Here is a 24,609-nt window from a genome sequence, read left to right as displayed (position 1 = left end):
TCGAACCGTGAAGTCGTTCCGCAAGCCCCGTCTGGATGCGTTCGCCGCCGCTGTCGAAGCGCGCCTGAAGCCGCTCCAGACCGCCCCTCAGGGCAAGACCGCGCAGCAGCGCCGCGCCGACGCCGCGGCCTTCGACCCAATCATGTCCCGTGAGCTCGGCATCGAGCCGATCGATGTCGCGACCGAGGAGCACACGCTGCCGGTGCCAGGCCACCCCGACGTGCGGCTGCGCGTGTACTGGCCGACGACCGAGCGCCCCGCCGCTACGACGGAGGGCCCCGGCCTGCCCGTGCTCGTCTACTTCTTCGGCGGCGGATTCGAGATCGCGGGCATCGACTGGGTGTCGTGGGATGCCCGCTTCCGCGAGCGTGCTCATGACGCCGGCGTCATCGTCGTCGCGGGGGAGTACTCGCACGCTCCCGAGGTGAAGTTCCCGGCGCAGCCCGAGCAGTGCTGGACCGTGTTCGAGTGGGCGGCCGAGCATGCGCGTGAGCTCGGCGGCGACCCCGAGCGCATGGCGCTCGGCGGCGGGTCGGCCGGCGGCAACCTGGCCACGGCGACGGCGCTGATGAACCGCGACCGGGCGAACCGTCCGGTGCGGCTTCTGCTGCTCGAAGTGCCGCTACTCGACATGACGATGCGGCATATGGCATCGCAGCCGGGCATCCCCGCCTTCCTCTTCCGCAAGCTGGCCGGCACGATCGTCACGCAATACCTCGGAAAAACCACGGCGTTACGGCGCAACCCTTATGCCAGCCCGCTGCTCGCCCCCTCGCTCGCTGGCATGCCGCAGACCGTCATCTACACGGCCGAACTCGACGCGCTGCGCGGCGACGGCGAGGCCTTCGCACGAGCGCTGGGCGAGGCGGGGGTACCAGTCTCCTGCATCCGCCTCATCGGCCAGAATCACGGCTCGGCCGGATATCAGCGTCACTCCGCCACCGCAGACCACCTGCACCGCGACATCGTCGCCACACTCCGAACCCTGCACGACCAACCCGTTCCCTATCCAACGCCGGGAGGCGCTCGATGAACCTGTCCGATATCGATCTCGACCCCGGCCTGCGTCGCTGGATCGCCCGCATCGAAGAGCTCGCCCCGACGATCCCCGGCCTCGGCAGCGCGGATCCGGTGACGCGTCGTGCCGCCGACCGCGAACTCTCGGATGCTCTCGCCGTGGACTTCACGCTGCCGGCGCCCGAGTCGATCGAGATCTCCGCGATCGAGCTCGGCGGGCGCCCCGCACGGCGGTACCGGTCGGCGACCATGCCGGCGTCGGCGCCCACTCAGCTGTGGCTGCACGGCGGCGGGTTCTTCGCGGGCACGCCGGACGAGATCCTCAACGACCGGCTGCTCGCGCGTCGAGCCGCCGACAGCGGCATCCAGATCTTCTCGCTCGACTACCGGCTGGCTCCGGAGCACCCGTACCCGGCCGCCGTCGAGGACGCGGTCGCCGCGCTGGCGGACCTGGTCGCCCGTGCCGACCAGTTCGGCGTCAACCCCACCCGCCTCGGCATCGGCGGCAACTCCGCCGGCGCGGGTATCTCGGCGAGCACGTCGCTGCGGCTACGCGACGCGGGGGACGACACCCTGATCCACGTCGACCTCGAGGTGCCGCCGACAGCGACCCGAGCGGTCGGCCAGTCGGCGGTCGACTACGCCTCGGGCTTCGGACTCGACGAACTGGAGACGATCCTCGCCTTCTACGTCGGACCCGACGGGCCCGCCGACCGCAACATCGGTCCGCTCGACGTCGACGACCTCACCTGCCTGCCGCCGCATCTGATCTTCGTCGCCGAGCACGACCTGCTGCGCGACATGGGGCTCGAATACGCCGAGCGCCTGCGCGTCGCCGGAGTAACCGTCGAACTCGTCGTCGGCGAGGGGCACCTGCACGGCGCCCCCGGCATCACCGCGGCGTTCGACGGCGCCCGGAGATGGCAGGAACGCCACGCCGCGCTGCTTCAGGCCGCCTACTCCGCGGGACCCGCCGCCTGAGCCGTCGACCGACTCGCACCATCCGATGCATCCGCACGAGGTCCGCCTCGGCGGTACCCCCTGCGTGAAAACGCGCCGCAACACACGAAGGAGACACCGTTGTCCCAATCCACCGCACTCGATCCCATCGGCGCCGTCGGCCCCGAAGTCATCCCGGGAGGTCCGCAACCGCGCGGCTTCCTTTTCGCCTTCGTGGCCGCCTGGTTCGGCCTCAGCATCGTACTGAGCACGCTCATCGGTGCATCGATCCCGAAGGTCTTCGCCTTCCTCGACGACGAGACCAAAGGCCTGAACCTGTCGATCGTCGCGGCCCTCGGCGGGGTCGTGGTGATGATCATCACGCCGCTGTTCGGCCGGTTCAGCGACCGGACGATGTCGCGGCTCGGCAAGCGGCGACCGTGGATCCTCGGCGGCGCGCTCGTCGGCATGGCGGGCGTCGTCGTGCTCGCGTTCTCGGCCGACCTCTGGCAGGTCGTCATCGGCTGGGCGATCGCGCAGATCGGCTACGGCGCGACCAACGCGGCGATCCACGCGCTGCTCGCCGACCAGATTCCTTTCCGCATCCGCGCCAGAGTCTCGGCGGCGGCGAGCGCCGCGAACGCCATCGCGATCATCGGCGGCTCGCTGATCATCGCGGCCCTGCCGAACGACCAGCAGTGGACCTGGTTCATCGTCCCCGGCGTCATCGGCACCGTCTTCAGCGTGCTGCTGTACTTCCGGCTGCACGACATCGTGCGCACCGACAAGCCCGAGCCGTGGAAGTGGTCCGACGTGCTCTCGACCTACCGGCTCGACCCGGTCGCGTACCGCGACTTCTTCTGGGCGTGGATGTGCCGGCTACTCGTGACCATGTCGATCGTCACCGTCTCGATCTACCTGCTGTTCTTCATCATCGACCGGCTCGACGTGCCGAAGGAGGAGGCGTCGGGCGCGCTCGCGACCGTGCTGATCGCCTACACGGCGTCGAGCATCGTGACGACGATCATCTTCGGTTGGATCTCGGACAAGACCGGTCGACGCAAGGCGATCGTCTGGGTGTCGGCGCTCCTCTCCGCCGGCGGCCTGATCGGCGCGGCGCTGTCACCCGACCTGTCGACGTTCCTCATCGCGATGGCACTGGTGGGGGCCGCTCAGGGTGCCTTCGTCTCGGTCGACGTGGCGCTGATGACCGAGGTGCTGCCGACCTTCGAAGAGGCGGGCAAGGACCTCGGCATCGTGTCGCTGTCGTACCAGGTGCCGCAGGTACTGGTGCCGATCATCGCGATCCCGCTGCTCGCGATCGGCGGAGGAACCGAGAACTACACGGCCCTGTTCATCGCGGCGATCGTGATCGGCGTGCTCGGCGGGCTGGCCGTGCTGCCGATCAAGGCCGTGAAGTAACCGCACCCGGTCGGTGCACGGATCAGGAGTTCTGCTCGGAAACCGGGCAACTCGCACACGGATCAGGAGAGATCAGCCGATTTCTCCTGATCGGTGGACGAACTCCTGATCCGTGTAGCGGCGGCGGTCGGCGGGAGCGGTTCGCTCGTCAGTGGCAGTCGTCACCAGCGGAGGTCCACCCGATCGACGTCGCAGTACCCGTCTCCGACCGCGACGACGCCGACCCAGGCGCCGACGAAGCCGGTCGGCGGGCCAGGAGCGAGAGCCGATACGTCCGCCGTTGCGATCACGGTCCCCGAGACGTGACACGACGCGACGAGATCGGTGATGTCGATTCCGAGTCGGACGGGTCCGTCGATGGAAACGGTGCCGACGCCTGCGGGATGGCGGTCCCCGTGGGCGAGGAGGCTCGCCTCGACACCGCCGTCACGTCCGACCGTGAACTCGAGATGGTTGCGCTCCGATACGCGCAGCAGCAGCCCGGCGCGAAACTCGTCCCCGCCCGGGACTAGGTCGATGACCGCCTCGATCGCCGTTCGCTCGGACGGGAGACGTGTCAGCAGTGCGGAGACGCGTTCGATGGAGGTGGAATGGGCGCCGCCGTCGAGTCGCGCATGACCGGCTCGTGCGGCGAGGTCGACGAAGGTGCTCGGGAATCGTCCGACGGACGTCCACTCCGGTCGTAGCGTCTTCGACTCGAAATCGTCGATGAACACACGGGACGCGGTGACCGCGTCCGGCACGCCGTCCGTCTCGACGACCGGCGGGACTCGAGCCACGCCCGGCGCGAACAGCGGGCGGCCGTCCTCCCAGTCGACGGGGACGAGCGATGTGCGGCGACCGAGCAGGCCACGGCGCCCGTCGACGGCATGGAGGGCCAGGACCGTCGCGAACGCGCGCCCATCGGGGGTGTCGACCACGTCGGCGTGACCGACGCTGTTGATGGGGGCGGTCGCGCCGAGATCGCGGTGCGTGAGTCGCGGATTTCCGGTGTCCCCGACGTAGGGTCCGGTGATCTCATCCGCGTAGGCGACGACCACCGCATGGTCCGTATCCGTTCCGCCCTCGGCGGCGACGAGCATCCAGCCGCCCCCGGGTCGAGCGACGATGTGCGGACCCTCCGCCCACACGGCATGGGAGTCCGCGCCGCGCCAGACGACGATCGGCTCGGTCAGCAGTCGTCCCGTCGCGAGTTCGAGCTCCGCCAGCCACACCTCGGTCTCGCCCGGCCACCGCATCGGCTCGGGCGGTCGGGTCCCGCAGAGCCAGACGCGATCGCCGTCGACGGTGATCGACGGATCGAACCCGCCCACATCGTCGATCCAGACCGGGTCCGACCATGGACCCGCAGCGTCGGAGGCGGTGACGAGGAAGTGACCGGTCCGACCGGTCCAGCTGCCGTCGTCGGGGCCGACCGCGGTGCACACCACGACGAGCAAGTCCCCGATGGCGCGGATCGTCGGCGCGTAGAGCCCCCGCGACGACTCGAGGCCGCGGAGGTCGAGCTGCTCGGGCCGATGAATGGCGTGCCCGATCAACTCCCAGTCGACGAGGTTCTTCGACGCGTGGATCGGCAGGCCGGGAAGGTATTCGAAGGTGGAGGTGACCAGGTAGTAGGTGTCACCGACCCGGCAGATGCTCGGATCGGGGTGGCATCCCGCCAGGATCGGGTTCTCATAGCGACCCACGGAACTCCTTCGTTCGAGTTTGGGGGCGGACTGCGGGGGACCGGACGCGGTCAGCGCAGAGGGGCGGTGGTGGCTCGGGCCACCAGCCGGGTCGGAAGCGTGAAGTGCGTGATCTCCGGGGTGCCACCCGCGATGAGCTCCAGCACCAGGCGGGTGGCCGCCTCGCCGAGCCGCTGGATCGGCTGCCGCACCGTCGACAGCGGCGGATCGGCGCGGGCGGCCTCGGGCACATCGTCGAAGCCGATCACCGAGAGGTCGGCGGGAACCGAGAGCCCGAGGTCACGGGCGACGGCGATGATCGACAGCGCGGAGAGATCGTTCGCGGCGAAGATCGCGGTCGGCGGCGTCGGCAGGGCGAGCATCCGTCGGGCTGCGTCGCGTGCGATGTCCTCCTCGTATCGGCCCACCCCGATAAGAGCGGCGTCGAAGCCGATTCCCGCCGCGGTGAGAGCGTCGCGGTAGCCGCGTTCTCGGGCCACGGCCGAGCGCAGATCGGGGCGGCCGGCGATGAACCCGATGCGGCGATGACCGAGCTCGATCAGGTGATCGGTCGCCTGGCGGGCGCCGTTGTAGCTGTCGGACTCGACGGTCGGCAGCTCGCCGCGACCGGTGTGAGGGTCGATGGCGACGACCGGGACATCGGCTGCCACCCCGACGACCGAGGGAGTCACCATCACGGCGCCGTCGATGAGTGTGCCGCTCAGGCGGCTGAGCGAACGACGTTCCCAGCCGGCTCCGTGCTGATGCGAGCCGCTATAGGCGAGCAGATCGTATGAGGTGTCGGCGAGCGCTCGCGCGACTCCTTTCAGGACCTCGGCCGAGAACGGCTCGAAGTCGGCGACGAGCACGCCGATCACGCCGGTGCGACGCGATCGCATGCTGCTCGCAACGAGGCTCGACTCGTACCCGAGCCGCTCCACGGCGGCCATCACGCGCTCGGTCATCTCCGACGAAACCCCGTAGCGGCCGTTCACCGCCTTCGACACGCTGGCCACCGAGACGCCGGCCGCAGCCGCTACATCCTGGATCGTCGCTCGCCGCGTCATAGAGCCGACTGTACAGATGGAAAAGGTTTTCGAAAACGTTTGACATGGTTTCGCCTCGTTGCGATAGTTGCCCACGTCCAGCCGACCGGAGTGGTCACGAGCGAAGTCGCTCGAGATCCGGAAAGCGCGTCGGCGGGCTCCCTGCACCCCCTTGCATCTCCGATGCACCTCGATGAAGAGAACGGTTGGAATCACATGAAAAGCAGGAAGTTCCTCGCAGGATCGGCGCTCCTCGTCGTCAGCGGGCTCGCGCTCGCCGGCTGCAGCGGCGGCGCCGGTGGAGGCGATGACGGGTCGACGACGCTCACCTTCTGGCACAACTCCACCACCGGTGACGGCAAGCAGTACTGGCTCGACACCGCGGCCGCATTCGAAGAGGCCAACCCGGGCGTCACGATCGAGGTCCAGGCGATCCAGAACGAGGAGATGGACGGCAAGCTGCAGACCGCCCTCAACTCGGGCGACGCCCCCGACGTCTTCCTGGCCCGAGGCGGCGGCAAGCTCGCCGACGTCGTGAAGGCCGGACAGGCAATGGACATCACCGAGGGCATCTCCGAGGAGACGCGATCGGTGGTCGGCAGCGCGCTCAGCGCCTTCGAATTCGACGGCAAGAACTACGGCATGCCCGTCTCGGTGCTGCCCTCCGGCATCTACTACTCGTCCGACCTCTTCACCGAGGCGGGCGTCGCCGCGCCTCCCACCACGATCGACGAGCTCGAGTCGGTCGATGAGCAGCTCGCCGGGGCGGGAATCGACCCGATCGCCGTCGGTGCGAAGGATGCCTGGCCCGCGGCGCACTGGTACTACAACTTCGCGCTGCGCGCCTGCTCGAAGGACGCCCTCGACGAGGCAGCCGAATCACGCTCCTTCGACGATCCCTGCTGGCTCACCGCAGGGGAGAACCTCGAATCGTTCCTGGGGTCATCGCCCTTCAACGACGGCTTCCTCACCACCGCCGCTCAGCAGGGCGCCGGTTCGTCGGCCGGGCTCCTCGCCAACCACCAGGCCGCCATGGAGCTGATGGGCGCCTGGAATCCCGGGGTCATCGCCTCGCTCACCCCCGACCAGCAGCCGCTCGCCGACCTGAAGTGGTTCGCCTTCCCCGAGGTCGACGGAGGCGACGGCGAGCCCGGCGCCATGCTCGGCGGCGTCGACGGCTTCACCTGCTGGGTCAACGCCCCGGCCGCGTGCGTGGACTTCCTCAACTTCATGGTCGAGAAGGAGAACCAGGAGGCCTACGCCGACGCCTTCCAGACGCTGCCCGCGTCGACCGAAGCGCAGAGCGTCGTCACCGACCCCGCCCTGAAGGACGTGCTCGCCGCCTACAACGAGGCGCCCTACGTCGTGCTCTGGCTCGACACCCTCTACGGGCAGAACGTCGGCAATGCGCTCAACGTCGCGGTCGTCGACCTCTTCGCAGGCAAGGGATCGCCGCAGGCCATCGTCGACGCCGTGAACGACGCCGCCGCGAAGTCCTGAGAGAGGGATAGGTAGATGGCTTCCGTGCGCGAGCGCACTGTTCCCGCGGACCTCGCGTCCGGGAGCCTCGCCCCGGTGGGCGGTGACGCACAGACGTCACCGCCCACCGGCGGCACCCCCACCCGCCGCCCGTCGGACTCGATCAGGCGTCGGCGCTGGGTGATCCGCGGGGAGCTCGCGCTCCTCCTCGGCCCCGCACTCCTAATCTTCCTGGCCTTCGTGATCTTCCCGGTCGTGATGGCCGCCTACTACGGCTTCTTCAGCTGGGCGGGCTACGGCGCTCCCGTCGACTTCGTCGGGCTGAAGAACTACGTCACGATCCTCACCGATCCGGCCTTCCACGAGGCGCTCGGTCACAACGCGTTCATCGTGATCGCCTCACTCGTGCTGCAGGGCCCGCTCGCACTCGGTCTGGCGTTGCTGCTCAACCGCAAGCTGCGCTTCCAATCGACCATCCGAGTGCTGATCTTCGTCCCCTATGTGATCTCCGAGGTCGTCGTCGGCCTCGGCTGGGGGCTGATGCTGCAGTCGAGCGGAGCGGTCAACGGCGCACTTGAGAAGGTCGGCCTCGGCGCCTTCGCCGCCGACTGGATCTCGGACCCGAACATCGCCATCTGGACTCTGATGGTGATCATCACGTGGAAGTACATCGGCTTCGCCGTCATCCTCTTCCTCGCGGGGCTGCAGGGCATCCCCGAGGAACTCTCCGAAGCGGCGGCCATCGACGGCGCCAGCTACTGGCAGGTCCAGCGGCACATCGTGCTGCCGCTCATGGGACCGACCGTGCGCATCTGGGCGTTCCTGTCGATCATCGGCTCGCTGCAGCTATTCGACCTCGTCTGGATCATCTGGGGCCAGTACGTCGCCTCGACCGCGGGCACGTCGACCATGGCGACCTACATGGTCGCGAACGGCCGCAACGCGGGCAGCTACGGCTACGGCAGCGCCGTCGCGGTCGTCATGTTCATCATCTCCCTCGTCGTCGCTCTGCTCTATCAGCGGTTCCTGCTGCGACGCGACACCGCCGGTGCGATCACAGGAGGGGTCAAATGACCGCCGCGACCAGCCTTCTCGCCCCGCGCGCGCCGCGCCGTCCGGTGCCGGGGCAGACCCGGCGGGGTAACGGCGTGATCTACCTCGTCGCCCTCGTGCTCGTCGTGCTGATGCTCGCGCCCGTCGGCTACCTGGTGCTCGGCGGCTTCCGCTCGAACTCCGAGATCACGGTCGACCCGTCGGGCTTCCCCACGGTCTGGAACTGGCAGAACTACGGCGACGTGCTCGGCAGCGGGCTGTTCTGGGGTCAGGTCGGCAACTCGGCGATCGCCGCGCTCAGCACCACGGCCGTCGTCGTCGGACTGGGGCTCATGGCTGCGTTCGCTCTTGCCCGCTACCGGTTCCGCGGACGCGGCGCGATCTACGCCCTGTTCACGGCGGGACTGATGTTCCCGATGACGGTGGCGATCACCCCGCTCTACATCCTGGTCCGCGACCTCGGCCTGATGAACTCGCTCGCGGGCGTCATCCTGCCGCAGATCGCGTTCGCTCTGCCGACGACCATCATCATCCTGGTGCCGTTCCTGTCGGCGATCCCGAACGAGCTGCAGGAGGCGGCCTCGATCGACGGGGCGAGCCGACTCGGCTTCTTCTGGCGGATGATGCTCCCACTGTCGCTTCCGGGAGTCATCACCGTCGGGATCCTGGCCTTCATCAACAGCTGGAACTCGTACATCCTGCCGCTGTTCATCCTCAACAACGAGGGTGCCTACACGCTGCCCCTCGGTACGCAGGCGTTCGCGTCGCAGTACTCGGTGGACACCGCGCGGGTGCTCGCGTTCACCGCGCTGTCGATGATCCCGGCGCTCATCTTCTTCAGCCTCTTCGAGAGGCGCATCGTCGGCGGCCTCACCGGCGCCGTGAAAGGCTGACCCGCTCGTGACCATTCTCGACGACCAGAGGTCGTCCACTACGACCGAGCCCTCGAGCAGGGTTCTCGGACTCCTCGAGGCGATGACGCTCGATGAGAAGCTCGCCCAACTGGTCGGGTACTGGGTCGACCAGGGCGATGAGATCGTCGCCCCCATGGCCGGCGAGATGGGCAGCTCCGCCAGCTATGAGGAGGCGACGGCCCATGGCATCGGCCACCTCACCCGTGTCTACGGCACCCGTCCGGTCGACCCGGTCGATCGAGCCGCGTGGCTGTGGGGCGAGCAGCGGCGTCTGCGCGAGAAGACCCGGCTCGGCATCCCGGCCATCGTGCACGAGGAATGCCTCACCGGACTCGCGGCGTGGAAGGCGGCGACCTTCCCCACCCCACTCGCGTGGGGAGCGTCCTTCGACCCAGAACTGGTCGAGGAAATGGCTCGCTCGATCGGGCAGCCGATGCGGGATCTCGGCATCCACCAGGGCCTCGCTCCGGTTCTGGACGTCATCCGCGACCCGCGCTGGGGTCGCGTCGATGAGTGCATCGCTGAGGACCCCCACGTCGTCGGCACGATCGGAACCGCCTACGTGAAGGGGCTCCAGAGCAGCGGAGTCGATGCCACGCTCAAGCACTTCGTGGGGTACTCGGCGTCGCAGGCGGGGCGCAACCATGCGCCCGTCCACGCCGGTCCGCGTGAACTCGCCGACGTGTTCCTGCCTCCCTTCGAGATGGCGGTGCGCGACGGGGGAGTGCGCTCGGTGATGAACTCGTATGCCGAGATCGACGGGGTGCCCGTCGCCTCGTCGGCGGAGCTGCTCACCCACCTCCTGCGTGAACAGTGGGGCTTCGACGGTGTGGTGGTGTCCGACTACTTCGCCGTGGCCTTCCTCAGGACCATGCACGCGATCGCCGCGTCGGACGGCGACGCGGCGGTGCTCGCCCTCACCGCAGGGATCGATGTCGAACTGCCGAGCGGCGACGCCTACCTCGCGCCGTTGGCCGCGGCGGTCCGTGCCGGCGATGTGCCCGAGGCGCTCGTCGACCGCGCAGTGCTGCGCGTGCTCGAGCAGAAAGAACGGCTCGGTCTCCTCGATGAGACCTTCGATTCGCCGCCGACCGAGATCGACCTCGACTCGAGCGAGCACCGACGGATCGCCCGCCGACTCGCCGAGGAGTCGATCGTGCTGCTTTCGAACGATGGAACTCTTCCGCTCGCGGAACCGCGCCGCATCGCCCTCATCGGCCCCAACGCCGACAGCACCGAATCGCTGATGGGCTGCTACTCGTTCGCGAACCACGTGCTCGCGCACCACCCCGGCACCGAGCTCGGCTTCGACGCGCCCTCGTTGGCCGAGGCCGTGCGCTCGCGGTATCCGGGCGCGACGATCACGGTCGAACAAGGCGCCGAGGTCGAAGGCCTCGATCGCGCCGGCTTCGGCGCCGCCGTCGACGCAGCCGCGCAGGCCGAGGTGGCGATCGTCGCCGTCGGCGACCGCGCCGGTCTCTTCGGCCGAGGCACGGTGGGGGAGGGCAACGACGTCGAGTCGCTCGCCCTGCCGGGCGTGCAGCGCGAACTCGTCGAGGCCGTCATCGCCACGGGAACGCCGGTGGTGCTCGTCGTGCTCTCCGGGCGTCCCTACGAACTCGCCTGGGCGCTCGACGGCACGGCGACCGCCGCCGCGGTGCTGCAGGCGTTCTTCCCCGGCGAGGAGGGCGGTAGCGCCCTCGCCTCGATCATTTCGGGCGATGTCTTCCCGTCGGGACGGCTGCCCGTCTCTCTCCCGCGCTCGGCCGGAGCGCAGCCGTTCAGCTACCTGCATCCGCCGCTCGGGGCCGCCAACGAGATCACCAGCGCCGACAGCACCCCGGTGCGGCCGTTCGGTTTCGGGCTCGGCTACACGACGTTCTCGCACGAGGATCTGCAGGTGGCGCCGGTCATCTCGGCCGGCGGCGCCTTCGAGGCGCGGGTCCGCGTCCGCAACACCGGAGAGCGCGCGGGAGTCGACGTGGTGCAGCTCTACTCGCACGACGTCGTCGCGTCGGTCACTCGCCCGTTGGCGCAACTCGTCGGGTACGCACGGGTCGCGCTCGAGGCGGGCGAGCAGGCGGAGGTCGTGTTCGACGTTCCGACCACGCGGCTGGCGTTCTCGGACGCGAAGCTGCGTCGCATCGTCGAACCCGGCGAGATCGAGTTCTGGGTCGGAGCTTCCAGTGCCGACAAGGAGACCGTTGCGACCACCGTGGTCGACGGGTCGGTGCACGAGGTCCTTCCGACCGACCGCCGCGAGGTCGTGACGCGAGTCGTCCGAGGCCTCTGACACGGGCGAACGAGTGGCGGGAGGCGGCGCGGCGCTCGCAGGCGCACATGAGTAGACGCCGAGGTTTCGTGTGAGACCCCTTTGGATCGGACCGTTTCGGCAGGGTCGAGCCTCCGCGTCTGCCTACTGTGTCCGCTGGAGAGGAGCCTCGTGCCCGTTTCGTCCCTCGGAGGCCGCGTCGGCGGTCTCCTCGGTTTCATCGGTTTGAGCGTCGCCGCGGGCGTGCTCGCCACCGCCGCGGTCACCCCCGCGATCGCGCTGTCGGGGGCGGCCGCGAACAGCACGATCGGCGTGTTCGAGGACCTGCCCGACTACCTCGAGATCCAGCCGCTGTCGCAGCGCACCAACGTGTATGCGACGAACGCCGACGGCTCCGCGCATCTCCTCGCCTACTTCTACAACCAGAACCGCGTCGAGGTCGGTCCGGAGCAGGTCAACGGCTTCGTCAAGGACGCCGCCATCGCCGGTGAGAACCCCCGCTACTACGACCACGGGGGAGTGGATCTGCAGGGCACCGTCCGCGCCATCGTGAACACCTACATCCTCGGCGGATCGGTGCAGGGCGGGTCGAGCATCACGCAGCAGTACGTCAAGAACGTCAACATCCAGAACGCCATCCGCAACCTCACCGATCAGGACGAGATCACCGCCGCCTACGAGAAGGCGACCGCGACGACCGAGTCGCGCAAGGTGCAGGAGATGAAGTACGCGATCGGTCTCGAGAAGCGCTACACCAAGGACGAGATCCTGATGGGGTACCTCAACATCGCGGGTTTCGGCGGCACCGTCTACGGCGTCGAAGCGGCCGCCAACTACTACTTCGGCACGACGGCGGCGAATGCGACCCTGCCGCAGGCGGCGAGCCTCCTCGCCATCGTGAACAACCCCGAGCGGTTCCGACTCGACCAGGCGGACGACCCCGAGAACGGTGCTGAGAACGGCTACGCGGCCAACAAGACCCGCCGCGACTACATCCTCGGCAGCATGCTGACCGAGGGGATGATCACCCAGCAGGAGCACGACGACGCGGTCGCGGCTCCCGTCGAGCCCAACATCGTGCAACCGACGGTCGGGTGTTCGGCCGCGGGGCAGGCGGGCTTCTTCTGCGACTACGTCCGCCGCGCGATCACGACCGACGGGTTCTTCGGCGACACGGCCGACGAGCGCCTGCAATCGCTGATCACGTCCGGATACGACATCTACACGACCCTCGATATGGACCTGCAGGCCGCCGCCGAGTCGGCCATCAACGACAACGTCCCCATGACGCTCGCCGACTTCGACATCGGCGCGAGCGTGGTCACCGTCGAACCGGGAACGGGCAAGATCCGGGCCATGGCCCAGAACAAGATCTACTCGGACGACCCGGGAGTGCTGGCGAGCGATCCGAGCTACAGCGCGGTCAACTTCAACGCCGACTACGAGATGGGCGGCTCGACCGGTTTCCAGCCGGGGTCGACCTACAAGATCTTCACCCTGCTCGAGTGGCTGAAGGAGGGGCACGGCCTCAACGAGACCGTCGACGGCAGGGTGCGAGACTGGCAGGGGTCGACCTGGCAGGACTCCTGCGTCGACGGCGGCTCTATCACCGTGGGCGAGTCGTACCGCCCTCGCAACGACGAGAACGACAGCCCCGGCTCGATCAGTGCGCTGCAGAGCACGGTGACATCGAAGAACACCGGCTTCCTTGCCATGGCGAACGAACTCGATCTCTGCGGCATCCGCGATACCGCGGCGTCGATGGGCGTGCACCGCGCCGATCAGGGTGCGATCGTCGACGCGGCGACCGGAGCCGTCGGCACGGGCGAACTGCTGAAGAACCCCGCCGACGTGCTCGGCACCAACGAGGTCGCCCCGCTGCAGATGGCGGGCGCCTTCGCCACGATCGCCGCGGGCGGCCTCTACTGCCCGCCGACCGCCATCGAGCGGATCGTCGCCCCCGACGGATCCGACGTGCCCCTCCCGGCGAACCAGTGCCAGCAGGTGCTCGACCCTGCGGTCGCGGCCACGGCGGCGTACGCGCTCGAGAACGCGTTCGAGGACGGCACGGGGGCCACGTCGAGCGGGCGGCTCGACCCGTCCGCGCCGACCTTCGGCAAGACGGGCACGACCGACGAGGCGTACGCGACATGGATGAGCGGCGCGACCACGAAGGCGGCGACGGTGAGCGGCGTCTACAACGTGACCGGGTTCGTCAACCAGCGCGAGTACCGACTGGGTGGCGAGCAGGCCGCGGTCAAGCGGCACCGGATCTTCCCCGCCGTGATGTCGGTCGCGAACGCGAAGTGGGGCGGAGACCCCCTGCCGGAGCCGTCCCAGCAGCTGCTGCGCGGATCGCAGGTGAGCGTGCCGGACGTGACGGGACTCACCCTCGACGCCGCGACGGACGTGCTCGAAAGGGCGGGCTTCACGGTGCGCGACGGCGGCGCCCGCGACTCCGATCAGCTGGCCGGCACCGTGGTGGCGGCGGAAGCGTCCGGCGGACGCGGCGGCACCGTCACCCTTTACACCTCGAACGGCTCGCAGGCGCAGAACGGGGTGCCGACCCCGTTCGGAGGAAACGGCGGCCCCGGCGGCGGAGGCAACGGCGACGGCGACGACGAGGACGACGACTGAACTGACGACCCCAGCGAGCGCGGTGTGTTGCTGCGAGCGCGGATGTTTGAACACCAGCGCTCGCAGCAACACACCGCGCTCGCGGGGGTTGAGGACCGGTCGGGGGATCAGCCGCCGACGACGACCGGATCCGTGTCCGCGGCTTCTTCAGTCGGTTGCGACTCGAGCGGCAGCCGAACGGTGAACACGCTGCCGGCCTCGTCGTTCGCCGCCTCGATCGTGCCGCCGTGGGCGTCGACGATCGACGCGACGATCGCCAGCCCGAGTCCGGTGCTTCCGGCGTCTCGGGTGCGGGCGAGATCCGCCCGGGTGAAGCGCTGGAACAGTTCCGGCAGGACCTCCGGGTCGATACCGGGTCCGTCGTCGCGCACCGTCAGCTCCGCCGTGTCGCCGTCGATCCGCAACGCCGCGACGACCGACGATCCCGGCGGTGTGTGGGTCGCGGCGTTGGTCAGCAGGTTCACGACCAGTTGATGCATCCGCTCCGCGTCGCCGACGAGGGCGACGTGATCGTCATGCAGCTCCGCGGCCCACCGGTGGTCGGGATGGGCCGCGCGCGCGTCGCTGACGACGTCGGCCACGATGCTCGCGAGATCGAGTGGCGCCAGGTGCAGGTCCTGGCCCTCGTCGAGGCGCGCGAGCAGCAGCAGGTCGGACACCAGCGAGGACATCCGTCGTGACTCGGATTCGATCCGTGCGAGCGCGTACTCGGTCATCTCGGGGAGCCGGTCGCTGTCCTGCCGGGTCAGCTCGGCGTAGCCGCGGATCGCGGCCAGGGGGGTCCGCAGCTCGTGGCTCGCGTCCGTGATGAAGCGGCGCATCCGTCGATCGGTCTGCGAGCGCACGGCGAGGGCGTCGTCGACGTGGTGGAGGAGCTTGTCGAGCGCTTCGCCGACCTGACCCACCTCGGTGCGCGGGTCGGTGTCCGGGATGACGACGCGTTCACGGATGGCGACTTCGCCGCGGTCGAGCGGGATGCGCGTCACCTCCGCCGCCGACGCGACGACCCGATCGAGGGGACGCAGGCTCCGGCGGACGATGAGAACGGTGCCGACCGCCGCGATTCCCACCGCGAGCAACGCGATGACGGCGAGCGTGATCGCCTCCTGCATGATCGCCGCGCGCTGCACCGCGAGCGAGACTCCGGCGATGAGGACGTCGCCGCGCGGCGTCACGACGCTGTCGACCCGGTAGTCGCCCATCCCGGCGAGGCTCACCGTGTGCTTGCGTTCGTCCGTGAAGTCGGAGGTCTCCAGCTGTGCGACCGCGGCTGGACCGAGGCGCGACGGATCCTCCGACGAGAAGGATGCCGAGTCCACGACCTGGCCGTCGCGTACGAGGGCGATCACCGAGCCGGGCGCCTGGCCGACGAAGTCGACGAGCGGCTTGCCGAGCCGACGGTCCGGGTTGTCGGTCACCTTGCGGACGGTGTGCTCGAAGCCGTCGAGCGACGCGGTCAGCTGGTTGTCCGCGACGCTCGCGGTGGTCGTCGTCACCGTCACGAGGCTCACGGCGCCGACCGCGACGAGCACCGCGGACAGGTAGCCGACGACGCCCCACATCAAACGGCGCCGCAACGTCGTCGGACGTCGTCGGTGGCTCATTCGGTGGGCCTCAGCACATAGCCGACACCGCGGACCGTGTGGATCATCGGTTTGCGCTCGGCGTCGATCTTCTTGCGCAGGTATGAGACGTAGAGGTCGACGATGTTCACCCGACCCGAGAAGTCGTAGTTCCACACCCGGTCGAGTATCTGCGCTCGGCTGACCACCCGCTTCGGGTTGCGCATCAGGTATCGCAGCAGTTCGAACTCGGTCGTGGTGAGGGCGATCGGGTCGCCGCTACGGGTGACCTCGTGGCTGCTCTCGTCGAGCACGAGGTCGCCGACGACGAGGATGGGGTCCTCCTCGACGACCTGCTCGGCGGTGCGACGGAGCAGACCGCGAAGCCGCGCGACGAGCTCCTCGAGAGCGAACGGCTTGGTCATGTAGTCGTCGCCGCCTGCGGTGAGCCCGACGATGCGGTCGTCGATCGAGTCCTTGGCGGTGAGGAAGAGGGTCGGCGTCGATCGGCCGAGCGCGCGCATCTCGGACAGCACCGCGAGACCGTCGAGGTCGGGCAGCATGATGTCGAGCACCACGACGTCGGGGCGGAGCGACTTGTAGCGTTCGATGCCCGCGCGGCCCGTGAGCGTCACGTCGACGACCCAGCCCTCGTAACCGAGCGCCAGTTTGACGAGATCGGTGAGCACCCGTTCGTCGTCGACGAGCAGCACCCGGATCGGTGTGCCGTCGGCCCGGTGCATGCGCGGAAGCTGGGCGAGGACGGCTCGCCTGCGCTCCATGGTCGAGACGCTCTGCTCGGGTTCTGCTGCCGACACGCGCCAACTGTAGTCGGCCCTTCGACCGCCGCTGTCCGGGGAGCAGGGCTTCACATCAACCGCACACGAAGCCACAGAACGCGCTTGCCCGAGCCGCCTACTGTCGGCGGATGACCACAGCTCGGCCCGCCTTCCCGAACGGACCCCAGGTCGCATCCCTCTCCGACGGCGTACGTCGCATCGCTCGCGCGCTCGGAGTGCGACGTCCTCGGTTCCTGCGCGGCGACAGGGTGGAGCGCCCTCTCCTGGTGCGGCGGGTCGACACCGACCGGCTCGTCCTGCGCCGGCACCGCATGTCGGACACCGCGGACTGGTTCGCGTTGCAGTCGTCGGCGAGTGTCCGGGACGGGTTGCGCTGGCCGACCCGCGACGCCCGTCAGTCCCGGCGTCACCTGCGAGACCGCACCCGTCACGTCCGGCTGGAGCAGGCCGACGACTTCGCCGCCTGGGCCGTCGAGTTCGATGGGGTCGTCATCGGCGACGTGTCTCTGCACCTGCGCGACGTCCGCGCCGCGACACGCTCGGCAGAGATGGGCTGGGTGCTGAACCCCGCCTACACGGGCAAGGGCTACGCCGCCGAAGCGGCGGATGCCGCCCTCGCTCTCGCCTTCCTGCGCTTGGCGGTCACCGTGGTGCACGCGGAGATCCGTCCGGAGAACCTCCGCTCACGGGCGCTCGCCGGTCGGCTCGGCTTCGTGCAGGTGAGCGCGACCCGGCATACTCTCACCCGCGCCGACTGGGACCGACTGCGCCGCCGCTGACCTGCGCCGGCGTCACACCGCCGCGTCGGCGACGGCCTTCGGCCCACCGGAGCGGGCAGTCCCGGGACGCGCGCCGCGCACCGTCGTGATGCCGACGCAGAACACCCAGACGAGCCACGGGAAGATGGCGAGGATCGCGTTACCGGCCCCGCCCGTCGCGAAGAAGCTCGTGGGCGACGTGCCCGTGAACCCGAGCGGCGCCCACACGAGGTTCGACACGGCCGTCGCCGCAGCGAGGTAGCCCGTCCACCGCGGCACGGCTCCGGACAGGAACGTCAGGTACGCGGCGGTGGCCGAGACGAGCGCGAGCAGCACGGCGCCGGTCGAGCCGAACATGATCGCGTGCCCTTCGATCAGCGTCCGGATGGCCGAAGGATCCGGGGTGAGCCCCAGCGTGTCGAGCGCTGCGCCGCCGTCCATAGCGTCGCCGACGAGGGTGACCGCGATGAACACGAGCCCGGCGCCGAACGCGAGGTCGGCGAGCCACTCGACATCGGGTCGTGCCCGGTTGATCAGCTGCCGGAAGCTCGCGAGGAAGACGATGAGGAACGCCATCACGAACGTGTCGGCGAGGATCACGATGAAGGTCTGCGAGCTGGAGGCCTGCGCGTAGGCGACGAGTGCATCGGAGTCGTCGAGCTGCGGACGCGGGGGCATGGTCAGCTTGGTGATCGCCTCGACGGCGAGGAACAGGGCGACGGCGAGAGCCGACAGCCCGGTCCAGCGGCGAACATCCGGAGTCCTCATGCGCTCAACCTAGGGCGAGCCCCCCGCAGCCGACGGCTCTGACGCGCGGACATCGGCGACCGAGGCCCGCCGGCCGTCAGTGGGGTTGCAGGGCGAGCCGCACGCCGAAGGCGACCAGCACGCCCCCGGTGATGCGGTCGACGAGCTTCACCGCCTTGGCGTTCTGCAACCACCGCGACGCCGCTCTCGACGCGGCGACGATGATCCCGGCCCAGACGAGGCCGAGCGCGAAGTGGATGGCGGCGAGCGCGACGCCCATCAGGATCGGCGACGTGCCCGCCGGGATGAACTGGGGGATGGTCGCGAGGTAGAACGCGCCGACCTTCGGGTTGAGCAGGTTCGTGCCCGCGCCGGTCGCCCACGCCCGCCACAGCCCAGCTCGGGCCGGAGTCGGCAGCGTGTCGGGGGAGTGGGCGGCGCCCGGTCGGAACGTCTTCGCGAACATGGAGACGCCCAGCCAGATCATGTAGGCGGCGCCGGCGAGAGTGAGCACCCGGTACGCGGTCTCGGATGCGGCGAGGACCGCGGAGGCACCGACCGCGGCGACAACACCCCAGACGAGGGTTCCGGTGCCGACTCCGGCGGCCGTGACCATGGCCGCGACCGGACCGCGGCCGATCGCCGAGCGCAGCACCAGGGCGGTGTCGATTCCCGGCACGATCGTGAGCAGGGCGGCGACGACGGTGAAGCCGAGGAGCGCTTGGGGGATGTCCACGGGAGGCAGGCTAAGCCCCGTACGGTGGCCGGCCGCGGAGCTACGCTGATGGGATGAGCGCGAAGCCCTCCGTGTTGTTCGTCTGCGTCCACAACGCGGGTCGCTCGCAGATGGCGGCGGGATATCTCGCGGCTCTGAGCGGCGGCGCGGTCGATGTCTTCTCCGCCGGGTCGGCACCGGCGGACGGCATCAATCCGGTGGCGGTGGCGGCGATGGCCGAAGAGGGCATCGATATCGCGAACGAGACGCCGAAGCTGCTCACTCCCGACTCGGTGCGCGCCGCCGACGTGGTCGTCACCATGGGCTGTGGCGACGCCTGCCCGTTCTTCCCGGGGAAGCGCTACGAGGACTGGGAACTCGACGACCCTGCGGGCCAGGGGCTCGATACGGTCCGCCCCATCCGCGACGCCATCCGCGCCCGGGTGGAGGCCCTGCTCGCCGACCTCGAGGTGCCTTCCGCCGGTCGCCCGTAGCGCGTCACTCTGCTCGCTGAGGAGACCCGCCAGGCCGTCGCGATGCGAGGAACTGCGCATCCCCCTTCACTGTCAGCACACCGACCGACTCGCGTCGCATCGCGACGGCCGTGAACGGCCTCCTCAGCGACCGGGCGAAACCCGCGACCGTGGCGCTGTGCTCTCGATACGCTCGTTCCTCGCTACTCGAGCCGTCTCGGTGCGCTTCGCTTACTCGACGACCGGGTGGGGGAGTCATGCCCTTCGTATCGCTTCGCTCAACGAGCGGGCCCTGAAACCGGTCGTTGAGTAGCGACGAAGGAGCGTATCGAAACGGGTCGAGTAAGCGGAGCGCATCGAGACCACAGCGCGCGCTCTCGATGCGCTCGTTCCTCGCTTACTCAAGCCGTCTCGATACGGGCCTGGCGGCCCTACTCGACGACCGGTTGGAGGTATGGCCCTTCGTATCGCTTCGCTCAACGGGCGGGCCCTGAAACCGGTCGTTGAGTAGCGACGAAGGAGCGTATCGAAACGGGTCGAGTAAGCGCAGCGCATCGAGACCGTGGTGCCGCGCCCTATGCGGCAGCCGGCTCCACTCGCAGGGTGGTCGCTTTCGCCGTGGCGGACGTGATCGCCTGGCTCGAGGAGCCGCGGCCGTACTTCGCGAAGTAGGCGGCGTCGACTTCGTCGTCACGCGATCCATCGAGCACGAAGGTCACCGCGTGCGGCGCGCCGTCCCACTCGATGGTCCCCTCGAAGCGCCGTGCGACGCCCCGGTACCAGCCGCCGGCGGTGCCGCGCACCGACCTCACGTACAGGACTCCATCGACGACGACGTGCCAGATGATGACCGGCTTCCGCGTGGACCCGTCGTCGCGCCGACCGGCGATGCGGATCTCTCCGACCCGATCCAACGTCGCGAGGTCCGCGTCGCTCCAGCTGCTCATCGCCTGCCCTCTCGTCTGCGAGGGACGCGGCGTCTTCCGCGTCCCTTCCCGCAGAACGTACGTCGGAGCGCCGCCGCGAGGGAGGCCTTGTCAGTGCCTGCTACGACAGGGCCTCCCGCACGTGAGCGGCCTCGGTTGGGATGGAACGGTCGCGAATGCTGCGCGACGACCCGAACCGAAGGAATCCATGAGAGCCACATTCATGTACGGCGCCGGCGACGTCCGCGTCGAGACCGTGCCCGACCCCGTCATCGTCGCCCCCACCGACGCGATCGTCCGCGCCGTGCGGGCCTGCGTCTGCGGATCGGACCTGCACCCGTTCCACACGATGGAGCACGGCGAGCAGGGCACCCCGATGGGGCATGAACTGATCGGCGTGGTCGAGGAGATCGGCTCCGCTGTGACCACCTTGAAGAAGGGCGATTTCGTGATCGCCCCGTTCGCGTTCAGCGACAACACCTGCGTCTTCTGCCGCGAAGGCTTCCACACCTCGTGCGTGCACGGCGGCTTCTACGGCAGCCGTGAGATCGGCGGGCTCCAGGCGGAGCTCGCCCGCATCCCACAGGCCGACGGCAGCCTCGTCGTCGTTCCCGGCATCGACGAGACGAGCGACCTGCTCCCGTCGCTGCTCACGCTTTCCGACGTCTACCTCACCGGGTACCACGCCGCGCACATGGGCCGTGTCACCGAGGGGAAGACCGTCACGGTGATCGGCGACGGTGCCGTGGGTCTGTCGGCGGTGTTGGCGTCGCGTCAGCTCGGTGCCGAGCGCATCATCCTGATGGGGCGGCACACGGCGCGAACCGACCTCGGCATCGAGTTCGGCGCCACCGACGTCGTCGCCGAACGCGGCGACGAGGGCATCGCGAAGGTGCTGGAGCTCACCGGCGGCGAAGGCTCGCACGTCGTGCTCGAAGCGGTCGGACACATGCCCGCGTACGAGCAGTCGTTCGGCATCGTCCGCCCGGGCGGCGTCATCTCGCGCGTCGGGGTTCCGCAATACGAGGAGGCTCCGATCGGATTCGGTTCGCTGTTCGGCAAGAACGTCACCCTCACGGGCGGCCCCGCGCCGGTGCGCGCCTACCTCGAGCAGGCCATCCCGCAGGTGCTGAACGGCGAGATCGACCCCGGCCGGGTGTTCGACAGCAGCGTCACCATCGACGGAGTCCCTGCCGGATACGCGTCGATGGATGCGCGAGAGGCGCTCAAGGTCCTGGTCACCTTCTGATGCGTGCGCAGCAGCCCGCCGCACACAAGGGGGCGATCCTCGCGATCGTCCTGCTCAGCTATTTCATGATCCTGCTCGACAATTCGGTGATCTTCACCGCGCTGCCGAGCCTCGAGAACGACCTGCGATTGGGCGCGGGGGAGCTCTCGTGGGTGCAGGACGCGTACACCCTCGTGTTCGGCGGGCTGCTGCTGCTCGGTGCGCGCGCCGGCGACCTCCTCGGCCGCCGCCGCGTGTTCGTGTTCGGCCTGGTCGTCTTCTCGGCCGCGTCACTTCTCATCGGCCTCGCTCAGAGCGACTGGTGGATCATCGGAGGCCGCGCCCTGCAGGGCGTCGGCGCGGCGATCGTCGCCCCGTCGTCGTTGTCGCTCATCACCTCGAGCTTTCCCGCAGGACGCGAACGGTCGCGCGCGGTCGCCCTGTACGGAGCGACCGCCGGCATCGGGGCGAGCCTCGGGCTGGTCGTCGGGGGAGCCCTAGCGCACTGGATCTCCTGGCGGGCCGGATTCTTCGTGAACGTGCCGATCGGGATCGCGATGATCCTCCTCGCCCCGCGCTTCCTTCCCGAGTCGGCGCGCAGTCAGGGCCGATTCGACGCATTCGGCGCGGTGGCCACCACCCTCGGGATCGGCGCCATCGTCCTCGCGGTGATCGAATCCGCGGATACGTCCTGGACGTCGCCGGTCACCCTCGGGGCGCTCGCCGTCGGAGTGCTCCTCCTCGTCGCGCTCGTGGTCAACGAGGCGAGGGCCGCCCAGCCGATCATGCCGCTGCGTCTGTTCGCCAGCAGGATCCGCACCGGCGCCTACCTCGCGCGGATGCTCTACATGGGCGCCATGATCGGGTTCTTCTACTTCACGACCCAGTACCTGCAGGACATCCTGGGGCTGAACCCGCTGCAGGCGGGTATCGGCTTCCTGCCGATGACCGTGGTGAACTTCGCCGTCGCGATGGCAATCCCGCGCATCACCCGCCGTTTCGGCGAGACGCCGCCCCTTCTCGCCGGAGTGGCCCTCACCCTCGTCGGAATGTTCTGGCTCAGCCGCCTCGACGCGGACAGCAACTACCTCCTGAGCGTCGCCGCGCCGATGGTCGTCATCGGTGCGGGCCAGGGGCTGGTGTTCGCCCCGCTGACCTCCGCCGGGATCGCCGGCGTGCGCGACGAGGATGCGGGGGCGGCGTCCGGACTGGTGAACACCTTCCACCAGCTCGGCATGTCGGTGGGGCTCGGCGTTCTCGTCGCCGTCGCCGCTCCCTTCGCGAACGACGGGGGAGCGGCGGTTGGCGCCGTCTCCGCCGCGCTCACCGCGGGCGCCGTGCTTCTCGCCCTCTGTCTCACGGTATGCCTGGCACTCATCGTGCCCGGCGACCGAGCCCGTCGCCGTCGGCTCTCCGAGCCCCCTGCGCACTTCGTCGCCTCGCAGGCGACCGCGACCCGAGGTGGCTCGGCGACCAGTCTCGACGCCCAGCCCTGACGACCAGCCCTCACAACCAGCCCCGACGAAAGGAACGCAATGAGCACCACTATCCAGACGAAGACCCCCACGGTGAAAGGGCCGGCCGAGTGGTTCAGCGGCGACGTCTATTTCAACGCCTACTACAGCGGCGATGAGCCCTCGCGGGCACGACTGAACCTCGTGCGGTTCACCCCCGGGGCGCGCACCGCCTGGCACAAGCACGCGGTCGGGCAGACGCTGCACGTCACCGAAGGCGTCGGATACGTGCAGAGTCGCGGAGGCGAGCTGATCGAGATGCATCCCGGCGATACCGTGCACACTCCCGCCGGTGAGTGGCACTGGCACGGCGCGACCGCCGACCAGTTCATGTGCCACCTCGCGCTCTGGGAGGCGCCCGCACCCGAGACGGGCGAGCCGGAGACGACGTGGGGCGAGAAGGTCTCCGACGCGGAGTACCCGAGCGCCGCCCGTTGAGCGAAGCGATACGGAGGCTGTTCGATCAACCTTCGTATCGCTTCGCTCAACGGCCGGAGTACCCGAGCTAAAGCCCGCGGCTCTCCGCCTCCTGGCGTGCGAACGCCTCCTCTTGCGTCGCCGCCCAGGAGGCGAGGAGCTTCAGTCCGTCCGCGGACGGCGAGCCGGCCCGGGCGGTGTAGACGTTCAGCACCAGGCCCGGTTCGCTCGGCAGCTCCATCGACTCGTAGTCGAGATCGAGGTCGCCGACCACCGGGTGGTGCAGACGCTTCGTGCCGCTGCGGTGGAACATGACGTCCCGCGACGCCCAGCGCTGACGGAACAGTTCGCTCTGCGTCGACAGCTCGCCCACGAGCGTGATGATGTCGGGGTCGTGCGGGTTGCGTCCCGCTTCGAGGCGCAGCATCGACGCCGCGTCGTGGGTGATCTGGTCGTAGTCGCGCCAGAAGGTCTTGGCCTCGGGGTTGAGGTAAGCGAAGCGGGTGGTGTTCACCGGGCGGCGCGGGTCGTCGAAGACGGGGGAGTAGAGGGCGCGACCCATCCGGTTCGCCGCGATGATGTCGTGCCGGCCGTTGCGAACCCAGGCGGGTGCGTCGGCGATGGCGTCGAGCACCTGCTGCACTGCGGGGCGCACCGACGCCTTCGGCTTGCTCGGCGCTCGCCTCGACGGGCCGGCGGCGCGGGCGAGGTCGAAGAGGTAGACCCGCTCGGCGTCGTCGAGCTTCAGCGTCGACGCGATCGAGTCGAGCACGCTTTCGGATGCTCCCGCGAGGTCGCCGCGCTCGAGCCGCACGTAGTAGTCGACCGACACTCCGGCGAGCATCGCGACCTCTTCGCGACGCAGACCGGCGACGCGACGGTTGCCGCCGTAGGCCGGCAGTCCCGCCATCTCGGGGGTGATGCGGGCGCGGCGGGAGCTGAGGAACTCGCGGATCTCGGCGCGTACTTCGGTCATCGTCCCAGGGTAGATTCCCGCCGAACACCCGGGGAGGGCCTGCGGGT

The 24,609-nt window shown here is 69.3% G+C and carries 21 protein-coding genes; 13 read left to right on the top strand and 8 right to left on the bottom strand.

Annotated features, from left to right (window positions below; translation table 11 throughout):
- Nucleotides 1–7: 7 nt before the first annotated feature.
- From NGH83_RS08790 to NGH83_RS08780, 3 genes are all read left to right on the top strand, one after another.
- Nucleotides 8–1,033, top strand: coding sequence for an alpha/beta hydrolase (locus NGH83_RS08790; RefSeq protein WP_251855885.1), 1,026 nt, complete (start codon nucleotides 8–10; stop codon nucleotides 1,031–1,033).
- The gene (locus NGH83_RS08785; protein WP_251855884.1) at nucleotides 1,030–1,998 is read left to right on the top strand and encodes an alpha/beta hydrolase; all 969 of its coding nucleotides are present in this window, start codon (nucleotides 1,030–1,032) and stop codon (nucleotides 1,996–1,998) included. Before NGH83_RS08790 ends, NGH83_RS08785 begins: the two co-directional genes overlap by 4 nt.
- Before the next feature lie 99 nt (nucleotides 1,999–2,097).
- Nucleotides 2,098–3,378 carry an MFS transporter gene (locus tag NGH83_RS08780; protein WP_251855883.1) on the top strand — a complete coding sequence of 427 codons (1,281 nt, stop codon included), beginning with the start codon at nucleotides 2,098–2,100 and terminating at the stop codon, nucleotides 3,376–3,378.
- 161 nt (nucleotides 3,379–3,539) lie between these two features.
- On the opposite strand, the gene NGH83_RS08775 is transcribed toward NGH83_RS08780, so the two are convergent.
- Both NGH83_RS08775 and NGH83_RS08770 read right to left on the bottom strand, forming a co-directional pair.
- Nucleotides 3,540–5,066 (bottom strand): glycoside hydrolase family 43 protein, encoded by a 1,527-nt coding sequence (locus tag NGH83_RS08775; RefSeq protein ID WP_251855882.1) that lies wholly within the window; start codon nucleotides 5,064–5,066, stop codon nucleotides 3,540–3,542.
- A 50-nt stretch (nucleotides 5,067–5,116) separates the two neighbouring features.
- On the bottom strand, nucleotides 5,117–6,112 hold the full coding sequence (locus NGH83_RS08770; protein ID WP_251855881.1) for a LacI family DNA-binding transcriptional regulator: 996 nt from the start codon (nucleotides 6,110–6,112) through the stop codon (nucleotides 5,117–5,119).
- Between the two features lie 195 nt (nucleotides 6,113–6,307).
- Here NGH83_RS08770 and NGH83_RS08765 point away from each other — a divergent pair, with 195 nt between their 5' ends.
- The 5 genes from NGH83_RS08765 to NGH83_RS08745 all read left to right on the top strand — a co-directional run bounded on the left by NGH83_RS08765 (nucleotide 6,308) and on the right by NGH83_RS08745 (nucleotide 14,446).
- On the top strand, nucleotides 6,308–7,591 hold the full coding sequence (locus NGH83_RS08765; protein WP_251855880.1) for an extracellular solute-binding protein: 1,284 nt from the start codon (nucleotides 6,308–6,310) through the stop codon (nucleotides 7,589–7,591).
- Between the two features lie 15 nt (nucleotides 7,592–7,606).
- On the top strand, nucleotides 7,607–8,644 hold the full coding sequence (locus NGH83_RS08760) for a carbohydrate ABC transporter permease (protein ID WP_251855879.1): 1,038 nt from the start codon (nucleotides 7,607–7,609) through the stop codon (nucleotides 8,642–8,644).
- The gene (locus NGH83_RS08755) at nucleotides 8,641–9,516 is read left to right on the top strand and encodes a carbohydrate ABC transporter permease (protein ID WP_251855878.1); all 876 of its coding nucleotides are present in this window, start codon (nucleotides 8,641–8,643) and stop codon (nucleotides 9,514–9,516) included. Before NGH83_RS08760 ends, NGH83_RS08755 begins: the two co-directional genes overlap by 4 nt.
- A gap of 82 nt (nucleotides 9,517–9,598) precedes the next feature.
- The gene (locus NGH83_RS08750; RefSeq protein ID WP_251858496.1) at nucleotides 9,599–11,830 is read left to right on the top strand and encodes a glycoside hydrolase family 3 N-terminal domain-containing protein; all 2,232 of its coding nucleotides are present in this window, start codon (nucleotides 9,599–9,601) and stop codon (nucleotides 11,828–11,830) included.
- Between the two features lie 150 nt (nucleotides 11,831–11,980).
- Nucleotides 11,981–14,446 (top strand): transglycosylase domain-containing protein, encoded by a 2,466-nt coding sequence (locus NGH83_RS08745; protein WP_251855877.1) that lies wholly within the window; start codon nucleotides 11,981–11,983, stop codon nucleotides 14,444–14,446.
- Nucleotides 14,447–14,553: 107 nt separating this feature from the next.
- Here NGH83_RS08745 and NGH83_RS08740 read toward each other — a convergent pair whose 3' ends face one another.
- The gene (locus NGH83_RS08740; RefSeq protein WP_251855876.1) at nucleotides 14,554–16,050 is read right to left on the bottom strand and encodes a cell wall metabolism sensor histidine kinase WalK; all 1,497 of its coding nucleotides are present in this window, start codon (nucleotides 16,048–16,050) and stop codon (nucleotides 14,554–14,556) included.
- Nucleotides 16,047–16,790 carry a response regulator transcription factor gene (locus NGH83_RS08735; RefSeq protein ID WP_305881795.1) on the bottom strand — a complete coding sequence of 248 codons (744 nt, stop codon included), beginning with the start codon at nucleotides 16,788–16,790 and terminating at the stop codon, nucleotides 16,047–16,049. The genes NGH83_RS08740 and NGH83_RS08735 overlap by 4 nt, the downstream gene beginning before the upstream one ends.
- 146 nt (nucleotides 16,791–16,936) lie before the next feature.
- Between NGH83_RS08735 and NGH83_RS08730 the strand changes: the two genes are divergently transcribed.
- Nucleotides 16,937–17,587: a GNAT family N-acetyltransferase gene (locus NGH83_RS08730; RefSeq protein ID WP_251855875.1), complete on the top strand. Its 651-nt coding sequence runs from the start codon at nucleotides 16,937–16,939 to the stop codon at nucleotides 17,585–17,587.
- 12 nt (nucleotides 17,588–17,599) lie between these two features.
- On the opposite strand, the gene NGH83_RS08725 is transcribed toward NGH83_RS08730, so the two are convergent.
- Both NGH83_RS08725 and NGH83_RS08720 read right to left on the bottom strand, forming a co-directional pair.
- Nucleotides 17,600–18,334 (bottom strand): hypothetical protein, encoded by a 735-nt coding sequence (locus tag NGH83_RS08725; RefSeq protein WP_251855874.1) that lies wholly within the window; start codon nucleotides 18,332–18,334, stop codon nucleotides 17,600–17,602.
- Between the two features lie 76 nt (nucleotides 18,335–18,410).
- The gene (locus tag NGH83_RS08720; protein ID WP_251855873.1) at nucleotides 18,411–19,049 is read right to left on the bottom strand and encodes a LysE family translocator; all 639 of its coding nucleotides are present in this window, start codon (nucleotides 19,047–19,049) and stop codon (nucleotides 18,411–18,413) included.
- A gap of 53 nt (nucleotides 19,050–19,102) precedes the next feature.
- Between NGH83_RS08720 and NGH83_RS08715 the strand changes: the two genes are divergently transcribed.
- Nucleotides 19,103–19,522, top strand: coding sequence for an arsenate reductase ArsC (locus NGH83_RS08715; RefSeq protein WP_251855872.1), 420 nt, complete (start codon nucleotides 19,103–19,105; stop codon nucleotides 19,520–19,522).
- 554 nt (nucleotides 19,523–20,076) lie between these two features.
- Here the strand turns inward: NGH83_RS08715 and NGH83_RS08710 are convergent.
- The gene (locus tag NGH83_RS08710; protein ID WP_251855871.1) at nucleotides 20,077–20,448 is read right to left on the bottom strand and encodes a DUF2255 family protein; all 372 of its coding nucleotides are present in this window, start codon (nucleotides 20,446–20,448) and stop codon (nucleotides 20,077–20,079) included.
- Between the two features lie 187 nt (nucleotides 20,449–20,635).
- On the opposite strand from NGH83_RS08710, the gene NGH83_RS08705 reads away from it, so the two are divergent.
- The 3 genes from NGH83_RS08705 to NGH83_RS08695 are packed head-to-tail and all read left to right on the top strand — an operon-like array spanning nucleotide 20,636 to nucleotide 23,607.
- Nucleotides 20,636–21,676 (top strand): zinc-binding dehydrogenase, encoded by a 1,041-nt coding sequence (locus NGH83_RS08705; RefSeq protein ID WP_251855870.1) that lies wholly within the window; start codon nucleotides 20,636–20,638, stop codon nucleotides 21,674–21,676.
- Nucleotides 21,676–23,151: an MFS transporter gene (locus NGH83_RS08700; protein WP_251855869.1), complete on the top strand. Its 1,476-nt coding sequence runs from the start codon at nucleotides 21,676–21,678 to the stop codon at nucleotides 23,149–23,151. The genes NGH83_RS08705 and NGH83_RS08700 overlap by 1 nt, the downstream gene beginning before the upstream one ends.
- A 39-nt stretch (nucleotides 23,152–23,190) precedes the next feature.
- On the top strand, nucleotides 23,191–23,607 hold the full coding sequence (locus tag NGH83_RS08695; RefSeq protein WP_251855868.1) for a cupin domain-containing protein: 417 nt from the start codon (nucleotides 23,191–23,193) through the stop codon (nucleotides 23,605–23,607).
- Nucleotides 23,608–23,674: 67 nt separating this feature from the next.
- Here NGH83_RS08695 and NGH83_RS08690 read toward each other — a convergent pair whose 3' ends face one another.
- Complete coding sequence (locus tag NGH83_RS08690; protein ID WP_251855867.1) at nucleotides 23,675–24,562, bottom strand: helix-turn-helix transcriptional regulator; 888 nt, start codon at nucleotides 24,560–24,562, stop codon at nucleotides 23,675–23,677.
- Nucleotides 24,563–24,609 lie beyond the last annotated feature (47 nt).

The organism is Herbiconiux sp. L3-i23 (assembly GCF_023734115.1).
Classification (GTDB): domain Bacteria; phylum Actinomycetota; class Actinomycetes; order Actinomycetales; family Microbacteriaceae; genus Naasia.
This window is presented reverse-complemented; position numbering and strand designations above follow the sequence as displayed.